At 43.5% G+C, this 15,188-nt stretch carries 13 protein-coding genes; 10 read left to right on the top strand and 3 right to left on the bottom strand.

From position 1 onward, the window contains the following. The first annotated feature begins 60 nt into the window (after positions 1–60). Positions 61–1,857 (top strand): translation elongation factor 4, encoded by a 1,797-nt coding sequence (gene lepA / locus DN53_RS07965; protein WP_129653856.1) that lies wholly within the window; start codon positions 61–63, stop codon positions 1,855–1,857. A gap of 231 nt (positions 1,858–2,088) precedes the next feature. Here lepA and DN53_RS07970 read toward each other — a convergent pair whose 3' ends face one another. The 3 genes from DN53_RS07970 to DN53_RS07980 all read right to left on the bottom strand — a co-directional run bounded on the left by DN53_RS07970 (position 2,089) and on the right by DN53_RS07980 (position 4,881). Further along, positions 2,089–2,532, bottom strand: a complete 444-nt coding sequence (locus DN53_RS07970) for a DIP1984 family protein (protein ID WP_129653857.1) — start codon at positions 2,530–2,532, stop codon at positions 2,089–2,091. A 59-nt stretch (positions 2,533–2,591) separates the two neighbouring features. Next, complete coding sequence (locus DN53_RS07975) at positions 2,592–2,894, bottom strand: hypothetical protein (protein ID WP_129653858.1); 303 nt, start codon at positions 2,892–2,894, stop codon at positions 2,592–2,594. A gap of 148 nt (positions 2,895–3,042) precedes the next feature. Further along, positions 3,043–4,881: a cation:proton antiporter gene (locus DN53_RS07980; protein WP_129653859.1), complete on the bottom strand. Its 1,839-nt coding sequence runs from the start codon at positions 4,879–4,881 to the stop codon at positions 3,043–3,045. Between the two features lie 200 nt (positions 4,882–5,081). Between DN53_RS07980 and DN53_RS07985 the strand changes: the two genes are divergently transcribed. The 9 genes from DN53_RS07985 (at position 5,082) to DN53_RS08025 (ending at position 15,179) form a co-directional block, all read left to right on the top strand. Then, positions 5,082–5,948: an MBL fold metallo-hydrolase gene (locus DN53_RS07985; RefSeq protein ID WP_129653860.1), complete on the top strand. Its 867-nt coding sequence runs from the start codon at positions 5,082–5,084 to the stop codon at positions 5,946–5,948. Positions 5,949–5,964: 16 nt separating this feature from the next. Further along, positions 5,965–7,617 carry a S8 family peptidase gene (locus tag DN53_RS07990; protein WP_129653861.1) on the top strand — a complete coding sequence of 551 codons (1,653 nt, stop codon included), beginning with the start codon at positions 5,965–5,967 and terminating at the stop codon, positions 7,615–7,617. 1 nt (position 7,618) lies between these two features. Beyond that, entirely contained in the window at positions 7,619–9,469 is a 1,851-nt protein-coding gene (locus DN53_RS07995; RefSeq protein WP_129653862.1) for a M1 family metallopeptidase, read from the top strand. A gap of 73 nt (positions 9,470–9,542) precedes the next feature. Further along, complete coding sequence (gene rnpA / locus DN53_RS08000) at positions 9,543–9,926, top strand: ribonuclease P protein component (protein ID WP_129653863.1); 384 nt, start codon at positions 9,543–9,545, stop codon at positions 9,924–9,926. Next, the gene (locus tag DN53_RS08005; RefSeq protein WP_129653864.1) at positions 9,910–11,541 is read left to right on the top strand and encodes a S41 family peptidase; all 1,632 of its coding nucleotides are present in this window, start codon (positions 9,910–9,912) and stop codon (positions 11,539–11,541) included. The genes rnpA and DN53_RS08005 overlap by 17 nt, the downstream gene beginning before the upstream one ends. Positions 11,542–11,674: 133 nt before the next feature. Then, entirely contained in the window at positions 11,675–12,637 is a 963-nt protein-coding gene (locus DN53_RS08010) for a hypothetical protein (RefSeq protein ID WP_129653865.1), read from the top strand. A gap of 52 nt (positions 12,638–12,689) precedes the next feature. Next, positions 12,690–13,640 (top strand): DUF2157 domain-containing protein, encoded by a 951-nt coding sequence (locus DN53_RS08015; protein WP_129653866.1) that lies wholly within the window; start codon positions 12,690–12,692, stop codon positions 13,638–13,640. Next, positions 13,628–14,704, top strand: a complete 1,077-nt coding sequence (locus DN53_RS08020; protein WP_129653867.1) for a DUF4401 domain-containing protein — start codon at positions 13,628–13,630, stop codon at positions 14,702–14,704. Before DN53_RS08015 ends, DN53_RS08020 begins: the two co-directional genes overlap by 13 nt. Then, entirely contained in the window at positions 14,691–15,179 is a 489-nt protein-coding gene (locus DN53_RS08025) for a GDYXXLXY domain-containing protein (protein WP_129653868.1), read from the top strand. The genes DN53_RS08020 and DN53_RS08025 overlap by 14 nt, the downstream gene beginning before the upstream one ends. Positions 15,180–15,188: the final 9 nt, after the last annotated feature.

Here is a 15,188-nt window from a genome sequence, read left to right on the forward strand (position 1 = left end):
GCTAAAACAGCTATATTTGCAGTTGCTATCAATCTGCTTTTGGATTGACAACCGATGGATATGGAGAAGATTAGGAATTTTTGCATCATTGCACATATAGACCATGGTAAGAGTACCCTGGCCGACCGTTTATTGGACTTTACAGGATCGGTCACCGAACGCGAAAAACAAGACCAATTGCTGGACAATATGGATTTGGAGCGCGAGCGTGGCATCACCATTAAAAGCCATGCCATACAAATGGAGTATGTGCACAATGGGGAAACCTATGTCCTGAACTTGATAGACACTCCCGGCCACGTGGATTTCTCCTACGAGGTCTCCCGTTCCATTGCGGCCTGCGAAGGGGCCCTTTTGGTGGTGGACGCCGCACAGAGCATCCAAGCTCAGACCATTTCCAACCTGTATTTGGCTCTGGAAAACGATCTGGAAATCATTCCTGTTCTCAACAAAGTGGACTTGCCCAGTGCCAATCCGGAAGAAGTGACCGATGATATTGTAGACCTTTTGGGCTGCAAACCCGAAGAGGTGATTCCGGCCAGTGCCAAGACAGGGATAGGTATCGAGGAGATTCTAAATGCCATTATTGAGCGTATTCCAGCTCCAAAAGGTAACATAGATGAGCCTTTGCAAGCCTTGGTCTTTGATTCGGTCTATAATCCATTCCGAGGTGTTGAGACCTATTTTAGGGTCATCAATGGAGAAATCAAAAAGGGACAGAAAATTAAGTTTGTGGCCACTGGTAAATCCTACGAGGCCGATGAAATTGGCACCTTGAAATTGCGCCAGTTGCCCAAAAATAAAATTTCCGCGGGGGATGTGGGCTATTTGATCACCGGTATCAAGGATGCCCGAGAGGTAAAAGTGGGCGATACCATTACCGATGCCGCCAACCCCACCAAAAATGCCATTGAGGGTTTTGAGGATGTAAAACCTATGGTTTTTGCTGGAATCTATCCGGTGGACACCGAAGATTTTGAAGAACTGCGCTCCTCCATGGAGAAACTGCAGCTCAATGATGCTTCCTTGGTATTTACCCCGGAAAGCAGTGCCGCTTTGGGCTTTGGCTTCCGATGTGGATTCTTGGGCATGTTGCATATGGAAATCATCCAGGAACGTCTGGAGCGTGAGTTCGATATGACCGTGATCACCACGGTACCCAACGTAAGCTACCATGCCTTTACCACCAAGGACAGGGAAACCGCTGTAATTGTGAACAACCCTTCGGACTTGCCCGATCCTTCCACCGTGGACCGTGTGGAAGAGCCGTACATCAAGGCCACGATCATTACCAAATCCGATTTTGTGGGGAATGTCATGTCGCTCTGTATTGAAAAGCGTGGGCAGATTGTTAACCAGACCTATTTGACCACGGAACGGGTGGAACTTATTTTTGATATGCCTTTGGCCGAAATCGTTTTTGACTTTTACGACCGTTTAAAGACCGTTTCAAAAGGGTATGCCTCTTTTGATTATTCGCCTATTGGTATGCGGGTGTCCAAGCTGGTGCGGGTAGATATCCTGTTGAACGCACAGCCTGTTGATGCCTTGTCGGCTTTGGTGCATTTTGACAATGCCCATACCATTGGTAAGAAAATGTGCGAAAAGCTGAAGGAGCTTATCCCAAGACAGCAGTTTGATATTCCAATCCAAGCCGCCATTGGCTCCAAAATCATTTCCAGGGAAACCATCAAGGCATTGCGAAAAGATGTGACCGCCAAATGTTATGGTGGGGACATCTCCCGAAAGCGAAAGCTGTTGGAAAAGCAGAAAAAGGGTAAAAAACGTATGCGCCAAGTAGGGAACGTGGAAATTCCACAACAGGCGTTTATGGCCGTTTTAAAGTTGAATGATTAAGGGGCAAGCATATCATAGAAAAGGGGTGTAGCACGTACTTTGAATTAACATTATATTTTGTTCGAGCAATCACTCGCATCCTGAAGTTTGATTGATGTCTTTTGAGCAATGACGACGGCAATCTTGATAATTAAATTTTGAAACATAATCGTATCTGCCTTATATCCCAATCATTTCATATTGATTTGACTCGATTTGAATAGAATATCAGTATCATTTCCATGCTACACTTTATTGTATACTGGTATTATAATTATGAATGTCTAATTCTTTTTGAAGAATTTCTTTTTCTTTTTCCAATTCCAAAATATGCTGGTCCCGCTCTTTTGCTTTTATTGCTGATTCCCAGACATAGGTTTCGGGTTGGGAATAATAACTTTTTCCAGACTGGGCCTTACCTTCTGTAACCGGAATGTTTTTCAGGAAGCGTATTTGGCTTTTGAGTTCGGACAAGCGGTAAATTTTATCCTGCACCGGTTGATTTGCCCGGGTGATGCTTGTTTTAAGGTTCACCAACTTTTCCATGGTGCTGTTAAGCTCCTCCATCACCTCTTTGGGGTCATAAGCCCTCGGGTTTCCTTCAATGATACAATTATACGTGGTTATCCTGTTCTGTAGCTCCAAGAGCTTTTTCACAAGATTGTTCTTCTCCTTTAAGGCTTCATTGATTTTCATGTGCCGTCAATAAATAATTCTTTAGAAATATTCAAAATTGATGTTCAGTAGGTTCAATGCTATAGTTCCAAGTTTTCCAATTGGCATCCGATGCCCACAAAGTCCTTGGCGGAATGTCCTTCCAAATCGTCCTCGGTAAGGGGTTTTTCAAGGTCGCCATGGTATAGAGTGTACGTACCGTCCAGATGGTCACAAATCTCCAATTCAATACCATCTTTGGCCATACAGGAGTAACACTCCAAATTCTTGTTCACTTCCGGAGCTTCTTCCAAAATTGAATTTTCTTCAATAAATCGTTCTGCATCAAAAGAGCAAGATGCAAAAACCCATAATACAATACCAGAAAATAGTGCCGTTTTCATATTGTTCCTGTTAATTGGTTAACAATCAAAGAGGAAGGTATCCATAGCCGCCGTAGAATAGGTCTATGAATTGACGGATGGCCCGTTTGAATTGACGGATGGGCAAAATTTAAGGATTTCGCCCGTATTTATGTCCTAAAATGAGTTTTTAGGACGGTTCTTTTTCCGTGGAAAAGCGTTTCCCCAAATACACCAGTTTGTACCCCTCTCCCTTGGGTTCAAAGTCTTTGCTGTTGGCAGGGATGATCTCAATGCTTCCATTGGGTGATTTGGTAAATACCGGGATGATATCATTTTCCTGTTGGGTAATGTCTATCAAACTGTCGTAATGCGCTTTGTCCTTCAAATCAATTTCATGAATGGCAGGATACTTTCGCACCGTGTCCATGAGTTTGATGAAATCATCCGTATGCGAAAACAATCCTTCCTTGGGGTTGACATCGGGGTTGTTCACCTCTTCGGTATTCACCAACCGGAAAGCACCATTTTCCCCAAACTGTTTTTGGAACTTGGATATCGCAAACTCGTTAATATCCGAGTTTCCTGTCAGGGCCATAAGATATCCCATGTCGTTCAACTCAATGTTATCGGTTAGGGTGTCCGAAAATATATTGGCGGTAATGGCATCCAGTCCCAGTTTTTGTGCCTTGTCCACATTGGTTTGGTTGTTGTCTATCAGCACTACATGCCTGTTGTTCTTTCGCAGATAGTTTCCAATAATCCTGGATAACCTGGAGGCGCCAATAATCAAAATGCCTTCGGATTTTTTCAAGAATACGCCCACCAATTTGGCAAATAGCCTTGCCGTAGTGGCATTCAACAATACCGTTCCCAAAACAATCATAAAGACCAACGGGGTGATGTATTCCGCACCGGGTTCCCCTTTGGCCAACAACTTTGATCCAAACAGGGAGGCAATGCCCGCGGCCACAATACCCCTTGGGCCCACCCAACCAATGAAGAGTTTCTCATTGAGCTTTAAATTAGATCCCTGTGAACTCAGGAAAACCCCCAACGGCCGTATGATAAATACCACCACCGCAAAAAGAGCGACCGTGTTCCAGTTCATGATCAGTTCCATATCTGCAATGTTGATATTAGCGGACAACAGTATAAAAAGTATGGATATGAGCAGTACGCTCAACGATTCCTTGAAATACAACAGCTCCTTAAGATTGGGCAAGTTCATGTTCCCCATCACCATTCCCATGACCACCACTGCCAACAATCCCGATTCGTGGGCAAAAATATCCGACTCTACATACACCAGTAAAACGGCGGACAGGGAAACCACGTTCAACAAATAATGCGGGATAAAGTCTTTCTTTATGGCAAAGGCCAGTGCGTGGGCAAACGTGAACCCAAAGGTGGTTCCGAACAACAAAATCTTACCAAACTCTATCAAAGCTGTTTGCGTAAAAGTATGCCCTTCACCCACACTAATAAACTCAAATACCAAAACCGCAACCAACGCTCCGATTGGGTCGATCAAAATTCCTTCCCATTTCAACACGGCGGAGACATCTTTTTTTAAAGGTATGTTCCTAAGAATTGGGGTAATCACGGTAGGGCCCGTAACAATGATCAATGCGGAAAAAAGAAACGAAATCTGCCATGTAAGTCCAAAAATATAATGGGTGGCCACTCCCGCTCCAAAAAATGTCACAATGGTACCGATGGTGATCAATTTGGTGATTACCGGGCCCACATTGGATATTTCGGCCCGTTTTAGGGTAAGACCCCCTTCAAACAGAATTACACTAATGGCCAAGGAGACAAAATAATAGAGCCCGTCTCCAGGGAAAAGCCCTTTTTCACCATTCCATATAGGTTCAATGAGCTTAGATCCGTCTTCGGTATACAGGGTGGATACCGGTCCTACCAGCAATCCTATGAGTATCAGGGGCAAAATGGCCGGAAGTTTAAACCGCCATGCCACCCACTGTGCAATGATGCCAAGAATAATGATTCCCGCAAGTTCAAGCATGGGTCTTAGTTTTTTTTGAAATTTACTGCTTTTCTTTTAGAATTTATCCCATTTGTCATATGGGATAAATTTTTTGTTGTTCGCGTATATTTCGCACAACCCTTGAATTCCACTGATTTGTTAAAATAGGGCCAATAAAACCGCATTTTTTAACCATATGCATTGCGCTTTTCTTATTTTGCATGCCATTTGTTTTCTGAATGACGATATATCCTGTAGAGACCGGTAATTTTAAATTGGACGGCGGCGCCATGTTCGGAGTGGTCCCAAAATCCATTTGGAACCGTACCAATCCTGCCGATGCCAACAACATGATAGATTTGGGGGCTCGCTGCCTTTTGGTTGAGGACGGTGACAAACTCATCTTGATCGATACTGGTCTGGGAAACAAACAATCTGAAAAGTTTTTCAGCTATTATTATTTATGGGGAGACCATTCCTTGGATGGCTCCTTGAAAAAATTGGGGTTTCATAGGGATGACATCACCGATGTGTTTATGACCCATCTTCATTTTGACCACTGTGGCGGCAGCATACAATGGAACAAAGACCGAACAGGATACGAGCCCGCTTTTAAAAATGCCTCTTTTTGGACCAACCAATCCCATTGGAAATGGGCCACCGAACCCAATGCAAGGGAGAAAGCTTCCTTTCTAAAGGAAAACCTACTTCCTATGGAAGAAAGTGGTCATCTTAAATTTCTAGAGAAGACAAGTGCATCCTTTCAGGAAAAATCGGAATTGGGATTTGGCATCCACTTTGTGGACGGTCATACCGAAAAGCAAATGCTCCCTCACATCAACTATAAGGGCAAGACCCTTGTTTTTGTGGCAGACTTGGTGCCCACCATCGGGCATATTCCGTTACCCTATGTGATGGGTTATGACACCCGCCCATTGTTGACACTTGAAGAAAAGTCAGCCTTTTTAAATGCTGCTGCCGAGAACGGTTGGCTGTTGTTCTTTGAGCACGATGCCCATAATCAGCTTTGCTCCTTAAAACAGACAGAGAAAGGTGTCCGATTGGACGAAGTGTTCTCTTTCAATGAAATATTTAACAAACAATAACTGTTTACTTTTATATATGAACCGTACCTATCGTATCCTTTCGCTTGCTTCCTTTTCCGCATCATTGTTTTTGATGGGTTGTGGTGCAACCACCACCTTGGTTTCCACTCCTGTGGAGAATATCGATACCGTCCCCTTAAAAATCTCTGAGCTTTCGGATGCAGAGAAAAAGAGCTGGGGCCATGCCGACCTCATCACGGATACCATTCCCGGAATGAGCGTGGACAAGGCCTACAACGAAATCATCAAAAACAAAAAAGGAAAGACCGTTATTGTTGCCGTGGTGGATTCTGGAATCGATTTGGATCATGAAGACCTGAGTGGCGTACTCTGGACCAACAAGGGAGAAAAGCCCAACAACGGTAAAGATGACGATGGCAATGGATATGTGGACGACATTCACGGGTACAACTTTCTTGGCAATGCCTACAATGAGCAATTGGAGTATGTTAGAATGCTTCGGTTGAATGTGGGTGATGCTTCCGAAAGGGCAAAGGCGCGCATTCTTTTGGATGGTGAATACCCAGAGGCCCTGCAGAACAAACAACAGTACGAACAGATTTTCCAAGTGGTTAAAAATGCGGACGATACCGTTAAGGAAGCTCTTGGCAAAGAAACCTATACCAAAGAGGAGCTGTTGGCCATAGAGGCCAAGACTGAACAAATGCAGCAGAGTGTTGCCATTTTGTCCCAAATGTTCACCTATGGTGAAAGCATTCCCAGTGTTTTGGATGAGCTTGAGGAAGGCATTACCTATTTTGCCGATCAAGTCAATTATAACCTCAACAAAGATTTTGATGGTAGGGCTCCCGTTGGCGATGACCCTTATGACATTGCCGATGTGCCTTATGGCAATGGCAATCCAAAAAACCAAGTAGATTCCGAAAGCCATGGCACCCACGTAGCGGGAATCATTGCCGCCGAACGCAATAATGGAAAAGGAATCAATGGGGTGGCACAGAATGTAGAGATTATGAGCGTTCGTGCCGTTCCCAATGGGGATGAATATGACAAAGATATTGCCTTGGCCATCCGATATGCCGTTGACAATGGGGCCAAGGTTATCAATTGCAGCTTTGGAAAATCGTTTTCCCCAAAAGCGGAATGGGTGTACAATGCCATTCAATATGCTGCATCAAGGGATGTTTTAATTGTGCATGCCGCAGGCAATGACGGGCACAATCTGGACAACGCTGAAAACCCCAACTACCCCAATGACCATAGATTTGGTGCTACCGAATTCGTTGACAACGTCATCACCGTTGGGGCCCTTACCAGCAGTTATGGTTCCAAAATGGTGGCCACTTTCTCCAATTATGGCGCACAAAACGTAGATGTTTTTGCCCCTGGGGACGATATTTATTCCACCATGCCCAACGGCACGTATGAGTTTCAGGGAGGTACTTCCATGGCCGCTCCCGCAGTGGCCGGAGTTGCCGCATTGATCCGTTCGTATTATCCCGATCTTTCAGCTACACAAGTGAAGCATATCATCATGCAATCCGGTCTTCGATCAAAAACCTCCGTAATCTTGGCCGGTGATGCCTCAAAATCAGACACATTCAACAATATTTCAAAATCTGGAAAAATGGTCAATGCCTACAATGCCCTACTTTTGGCAGATAACATTGCAACAGGCAAAATGACCCTGGAAAGCAATTCAAAATAAAATGAAACAATTACTCGTATTTCTTTTTGCCGTTGTAACGACACTTACAACCCTTTCTGCACAGAATACTGCCTATTGGCAACAGCATGTGGATTACACCATGGATGTAAACATGGATGTAAAGACCTATCAATACACCGGAACACAGAAACTGGTCTACACCAATAATTCTCCCGATGCATTGAACCGTGTCTTTTATCATTTGTATTATAACGCTTTCCAACCTGGGAGCGAAATGGATATGAGGCTGCAGAGCATAAAGGATCCCGATAACCGAATGATGGAAAACGGAAAAAGCCGCATTGCTTCCCTTTCGGAAAGTGAAATGGGTTATTTACATGTGGAACGTCTTACCCAAGACGGACAAGCGGTTTCCTTTGTTGAGGAAGGTACCATATTGGTGGTAGATTTGGCCCAACCTATACCATCTGGTGGAAAAACCACCTTGGAGATGACCTTTAAAGGTCAGGTTCCCCTTCAAATCAGGAGAGCCGGTAGAAACAGCAAAGAAGGCGTGGCCCTTTCCATGAGCCAATGGTATCCCAAACTTTCAGAATATGATTTTGAAGGCTGGCATCCCACTCCGTACATTGCCCGGGAATTCCATGGAGTCTGGGGCAATTTTGACGTAAAGCTCACCTTGGACAAAACCTATACCGTAGGAGGATCGGGGTATTTGCAAAACCCTGATGAGGTGGGGCACGGATATGAAACTCCCGGAACCAAGGTAAAGACCAAGGGCAAAACGCTCACTTGGCATTTTGTGGCGCCAAACGTACATGATTTTATGTGGGCCGCGGACCCAGAATATATTCATGATACTTTAAAAATGCAGGATGGGCCCATGCTTCATTTCTTTTACAAAAATGACCCAGAAATCATTGAAAACTGGAAAAAACTACAACCCAAAACCGAAGAGGCGATGCGTTTCTTCAGTAACAACATCGGTAAATATCCCTACGAACAATATTCCGTGGTTCAAGGTGGCGATGGTGGCATGGAATATGCCATGAGTACCTTGATCACAGGGGGCAGGGACTTTGGAGGCCTTGTCAGTGTCATGGTTCATGAAATGGCCCATTCTTGGTTTCAACATGTATTGGCCAACAATGAGTCCAAACACGAGTGGATGGATGAAGGCTTTACTACTTTTATCAGTAGTTTGTGCAAGAGTGAAATCATGGACCAGAGCACGGAAAACCCTTTCAAGGGCTCCTATGAAGGGTATTACGCCTTGGTGAACTCTGGTCTGGAAATGCCACAATCCACCCATGCCGACCGCTATACCACCAATTTTGCCTATGGTATTTCGGCCTATAGCAAAGGTGCTGTTTTTCTTTCGCAGTTGGGCTATATCATCGGACAGGATAAATTGATGGAGACCATCCACAAGTATTTTGATGATTTCAAGTTTAAGCACCCCGTGCCCAATGATGTGATCCGAACCGCCGAAAAAGTATCGGGCATGCAATTGGGTTGGTACCTCACCGATTGGACCCAGACCACCAACACCATCGATTACGGCATCAAGAGTGTTGAGGCCGATGGTGATAAAACCAAGGTCACTTTGGAACGCATTGGTGAAATGCCCATGCCCTTGGATATTTTGGTCGTTGGGGCAGACGGCTCCCAGACCACGTATTACATTCCCTTGCGAATGATGTACGGTGAAAAGGACAACCCTTATCAAAATTTAAAAAGAACAACCTTGGAAGATTGGCCTTGGGCGTATCCAACCTATGAGTTCACTTTGGACATGCCGGTGGAAAATGTCCAAGCCATGGTCATAGATCCATCTCAGCTTATGGCCGATGTAAATATTGAAAACAATATATATCAAGCCAATCCATAGGTTTTCCCAATGTATATTTGAGTAATTTGGTAGGGCAATTTGTTTTGTTGGACCAAGCTCTAGATAAATACTGATGCACACTTTCCCACGAAAAGAGAAACTTAAAAGCAAAAAGGTTTTTGAAGACCTCTTTATGGATGGAAAAAACATCAGTGAATTTCCTATAAAGCTCATCTACCGAAACACCAATTTTAAGGATGGTGCATCAATCAAGGTCGGTGTGGTCGCACCAAAGAAAAAGTTTAGGCATGCCGTTGATCGCAACCGTATAAAGCGACTTTTACGGGAGGCTTACCGGCTTAACAAAGCCCTCATTTTTAACAACATTGAGGGAAACTTTGCGTTCTTATTTTTATACCTTGGCAAGAGACAGCCCACGTTTGATGAGCTGGACATCGCCATGAAACAACTTTTGGCAGCCTTTCTAAAAAAAGAATCCCATGAAAGCAACAACTAAAAAAAAGCTCCTCATTCCCATTTTGGCGGCAATCGTTTTGGTGGGGGCAAGTGGTTTTGCCGTAAAGAGTGACTTTTTTGAAATCGCAAAACAGATTGAAATCTTCACCACGCTTTTCAAGGAACTGAACATGAACTACGTGGATGAGACCAATCCCGCGGAACTCATGGATTCTGCCATCAAGAACATGTTGGGCGAATTGGACCCCTACACACAGTTTTTGAACGAACAGGATGTAGAGGCCTACAAAATCAATAACGCTGGGGAATATTCAGGAATTGGGGCCGTGGTACGGTCCTATGAAAGCAAACTGCTCATTGTGGAACCGTATAAGGGGTATGCCGCGGACAAGGCCGGCCTAAAGGCCGGGGATGAAATTATAAAAATTGGGGAGACCAGGGTTTCCGATTTTGACGATGATGCCGGAGAACTTCTCAAAGGGGCGGCAAATACAAGTGTGGAAGTAACCTTTGTGAGGCAAGGGGAAACCAAAACAGCCACCATTACCCGTGAAGGCGTTGAAGTGGATGCTGTTCCCTTTTACGACATGATCGATGAGAAAACCGGATATATTGTACTTTCCCGTTTTAACCGAAAGGCTTCCAGCCAGACCAAATCTGCCCTGCAGGATCTAAAGGGCCGCGGTGCCGAAAGATTGGTGCTGGATTTGCGTGGAAACCCTGGCGGGTTGCTCTCAGAAGCCATCAATGTAACGAATCTCTTTGTCCCAAAGGGTGAGCTCATTGTCACCACTAAATCCAAAGTCAAGAAGTTCAATCAGGAATACCGTACCAAAAATCAACCTGAGGATGAAGATATTCCATTGGTGGTCTTGGTGGATGGTAGCAGCGCATCGGCCAGTGAAATTGTATCCGGTGGATTACAGGACTTGGACCGCGCCGTGGTCATGGGGGCCCGAAGTTTTGGAAAAGGACTGGTTCAACGTCCTTTGAAGCTTACCTATGGAACCCAATTAAAAGTCACCATATCCCGTTATTTTACACCTTCAGGCAGATGCATCCAAGCCTTGGATTACTGGCACAGGGATGAGGAAGGAAATGCCGTGCGAAACACCAATTTTAAGGAGTTTTCCACCCGAAACGGGCGTAAGGTCCAAGATGGTGGCGGGGTAATGCCCGATGTGGTCATCAATTCCCTACGAACCAATTCCCTTATAGATGCCTTGGAGCAAAACAATATTGTTTTTGACTTTGCCACGGACTATTATTACGACCATTCTTTTGATTCGGTAGACGATTTTACTTTCTCCGATTCAGATTACACTGCTTTCAAAAAATACGCCCAGGAACAGAATTTTTCCTTCCAAACCGAAACCGAGTCCATATTGGAACAATCCATCAACGCTGATGACACCCTACTAGGTCCCGATGTTCAGGAAAAATACAAAGACCTTCTCCTTGCTGTAAACCGCGGAAAAATATCGGCCTTGGACACCTATCAGAATGAAATCCAAAAGAATCTGGAAGATGAAATCATCACCCGTTATTTTTACAAGGACGGACTTTATGCCTACTATCTTCAGCACGATGATGCCATTTTAACCGCCAAGGAGCTTCTTTCCAATGCTTCCAAGTACTCGGAAATCCTGAGGTAAGTTTTTGTTTTTGATGTAATATCGCATCGACAGGCCAAATAGAATGGCCTTTTCATCAACTCAAAACCCGCAACGGTCAGATCAGGGGGTATTCTTGTTCTTGTTTCCGTATTTTTCCCAAAATCTTACCCCAATGACCTACACCTTTATAACCTTGGCTTTTGTGGGCCTCATACTTTTCTATTGGCTCTATGTTTTGGTATCAAATTGCTTTCGAACACATTTTTCATTTTTTAACGCACAAAAGAACGGTTTGGTTCCTGTAATGCAGGCCACTATTCTCTCCGCAAAAACCATAAAACCCGGAAAACATCCTTGGCTGGAAATCCAGATAGTCTTGGAGAATTTCGTGGGTCATACCATTCATAGGACCATTAGGTTTAGGGACAACCAGCCCCAATTGGAGCGGTTTGTGCCTGATAAAGTAATCCACGTAGGCTTAGACCTTACCAAACGACCCCACGACCCAGTTCTGCCCATGTATATCAAGCAACCGACCTCCGTGGTTTTTGTACTCTTCTGCAGTTTGCTCACCATTGGATATATTGCTGGGTGCTATTTTCTTGTGGGCGAAGCCCTTTCAAGAATCTATCTTTTACCCAAAACATACGAACGGGTTTTTGCTACTTCAGCTGTCTGGCAATTGGGTCTTGCCTTTGTGGTCATTTCCATTGTTCTTCGGTGGCTTCTGACACGAATGGGCCTATTTGTAAAAGAATCTACCAAATTGCAAAATTGGGACCTGTTTTATAAAGGTTTGGGTACCACAGCAATAGTCAAGGAATATAGGGATACGGGAATATTGATCAATGAGAATCCGAAGGTTGAGTTTCTTTACACTTTTATGGATTATTCTGGACAAATTGTTAAGGGAAAAGATCAAAAAGTGGTGGAAAAATTGAAAAATGCCAAGCTATCCATGATGAGCGATAAGGAAATCATGTATTTGCCCGATGATCCATCCATTTCTCGAATGTTGGAAAATCTAGGCGACCATGGCACTCAGAAGACTATAGGTTTTTATATGAAATTAGGTCTATTTGTCTTTTCGGTAATTGTTGTGTCCTTTTTTTGTCTGGATATATTCCAAAAATGATAGGCTCTCATATGTATGGTCCATATCCCTTTTTTAATATATTGTAGTAGATATGTCTAAAATTACACGGGAAGATATTCAAATCATTGGCCGTTGCAGCAATTGGTCGGAAAATGATGTTTCCAAAACTTTGGCGGATACTGTTTATGCCGATAAATCCTCATGGCTTGCGTTTTTAAGGATTTTGTTCCTAGGCATTGGAGCTTCATTTACGGTTGCAGGTATCATTTTTTTCTTTGCCTACAATTGGGCCGACCTCAATAAATTTATAAAGCTTGGGTTACTGGAGGGCTTGGTGCTCTTGGTTTCTCTTGGGGTTCTTTTTTTCAAAACAAACCCTTTGGTCAAAAAAGTATTACTTGCTGCAACAGCAATACTTGTAGGTGCCTCATTGGCTGTTTTTGGCCAAGTTTATCAAACTGGGGCCAATGCGTATGATTTCTTTTTGGCTTGGGTCCTGTTCATTTCGCTATGGGTCATTATATCCCGCTTTGCCGCTTTGTGGGTCATCTATATTGCACTGATCAACACCACTATCTTTCTGTATGCAGACCAAGTGGCCCAAGATTGGTCAGAACTTTTTGTGATCAACTTCCTGTTTGTCGTCAACCTTTTCTTCTTGATCGGTTTTTTGTTGATTTCAAAGTTTAAGCCTGATCGAAGGTTTCCAGTGTGGTCCACACACTTACTTGCGTTGGCCATAACCGTAATTGGGACCATAGGTGTCTCAATGGGTATTTTTGAAGATCCTGAACCTTTGTTTTGGATGCTGTTTGTATTGGTAGGAATTTCTTATGGATTGGGTGTTTGGTATGGATTAAAGGCTCATAACACCTTTTATTTGGCCATTATATGCTTTAGTGTAATCCTCATTATCTGCGACTTGCTTTTACATGCTTCGGAAGGGGCAGGAATGTTTTTCATTATTGGCCTATTTATCATTGGCAGTGTCACCGTATTGATCAAAACCTTAATGGAAATTCAGCGCAAATGGACAAGGTAAAAGACATCAAACGATTTTTGGATACTATCGGTGCTAATGAAGGCCCCTCTTTTTCATATGATGAAAATGCCATCAAAGAGGAATATACCAAACAGCACAGAAGAAGGTCCAATCTGGTCATCAAGGTGCTTTCTGTTTTTGGAATCCTATTTGCCACATTCGCTTTTTTTAGGTTTTTGGCCCTTTTGGGCATCTATGAGTCTGAACTGGGAATGCTGCTTTTGGGAAGCATTCTTATTACACTGTCCTTGCTATTGAATGTAAAATTTGACACCCTTTTCATTGATACCTTCGGGGCATCCATCTATGTGCTTGGCATTGTTCTGGTAACATTTGGTTTGGCTTCATTTGATCTACATGAAGACCTTATAACCCTTCTGGTCATCAGTATTGCCCTATGCTCCCTGTTCATTGTTCAAAATTATATCGTCTCCTTTATATCGGTATTGGTCATTGCCTCTTGCTTTTTGGTTTTGATTTTTTCCAACGATTTGTTTGATTTGCTCCATTTTTACTTGGCCTTTTACGCTCTGGCCTTGGCATATTGTTCTTTTAATGAGTCCCTATTCTTGACTTCCGGGACCAAGATGTCCAAAGTATATGGCCCGCTTCGCGTAGGATTGATTTTTTCATTGCTGTTTGGTCTTGTTGCTGTGGGTATCAACCAACTTGCCCCGCTATCCCAAAACTTAAATTGGATTTCTTCCCTTGTCCATATTTTAATCATATTATATCTGGTTGGGCCTATTACAAAAACGCTTGGCGTAGATTCCAAAACCACAAAGATTTGGATATATACCCTCACGGGTCTAACCCTTTTGCCCACACTTTTTGCCCCATCGATTTCGGGAGCGCTTTTAATTGTATTACTCAGTTTTAGGGTGCATCACAAAACAGGTTTGGGTATTGGTGTAGTGGCCTTGATCTATTTCGTCATACAATATTACTATGATCTTAACTTGACCCTCTTGGTCAAATCCATGCTGCTTTTTTCATCTGGAGTGGTCTTTCTTCTGTTTTATATGTTTTTAACCAAAAAGTCCCGTGGGAATGAAAAAGTATAGTACAATCATCATTGTGGTCAACCTCGTGGCCTTTTTTTTCTTTTTCAATCACTCCATTGTCAAAAAAGAACAACTTTTGGAGCAGGGTGAACTGATTCTTTTGAAGTTGGCCCCAGTGGACCCACGGTCCTTGATGCAGGGAGATTATATGCGGTTGCGGTACACCCTTTCAGAGGATATCAACAGCGACAGCATTCCCAAACGCGGGTTTTGCGTAGTGGACTTGGATACCCATGGGGTTGCCCAGAAAAAAAGGTTTCAAAAAGATAGGACCCCGCTTGGCCAAAACGAATATCTTATTGAATACACTTCCCAAAATCGATCGAACATCAATATTGGTGCGGAATCCTATTTTTTTCAAGAAGGAGAGGCGGAAAAATATGAATCTGCGGAATATGGCGCTGTAAAAGTGGATAAAAAGGGCAACAGTATTTTGGTGGGATTATACGATGCAGACCTTAAAAAAATAGAATAAATCCTATTT

The organism is Flagellimonas olearia (assembly GCF_004150225.1).
Lineage (GTDB): Bacteria > Bacteroidota > Bacteroidia > Flavobacteriales > Flavobacteriaceae > Flagellimonas > Flagellimonas olearia.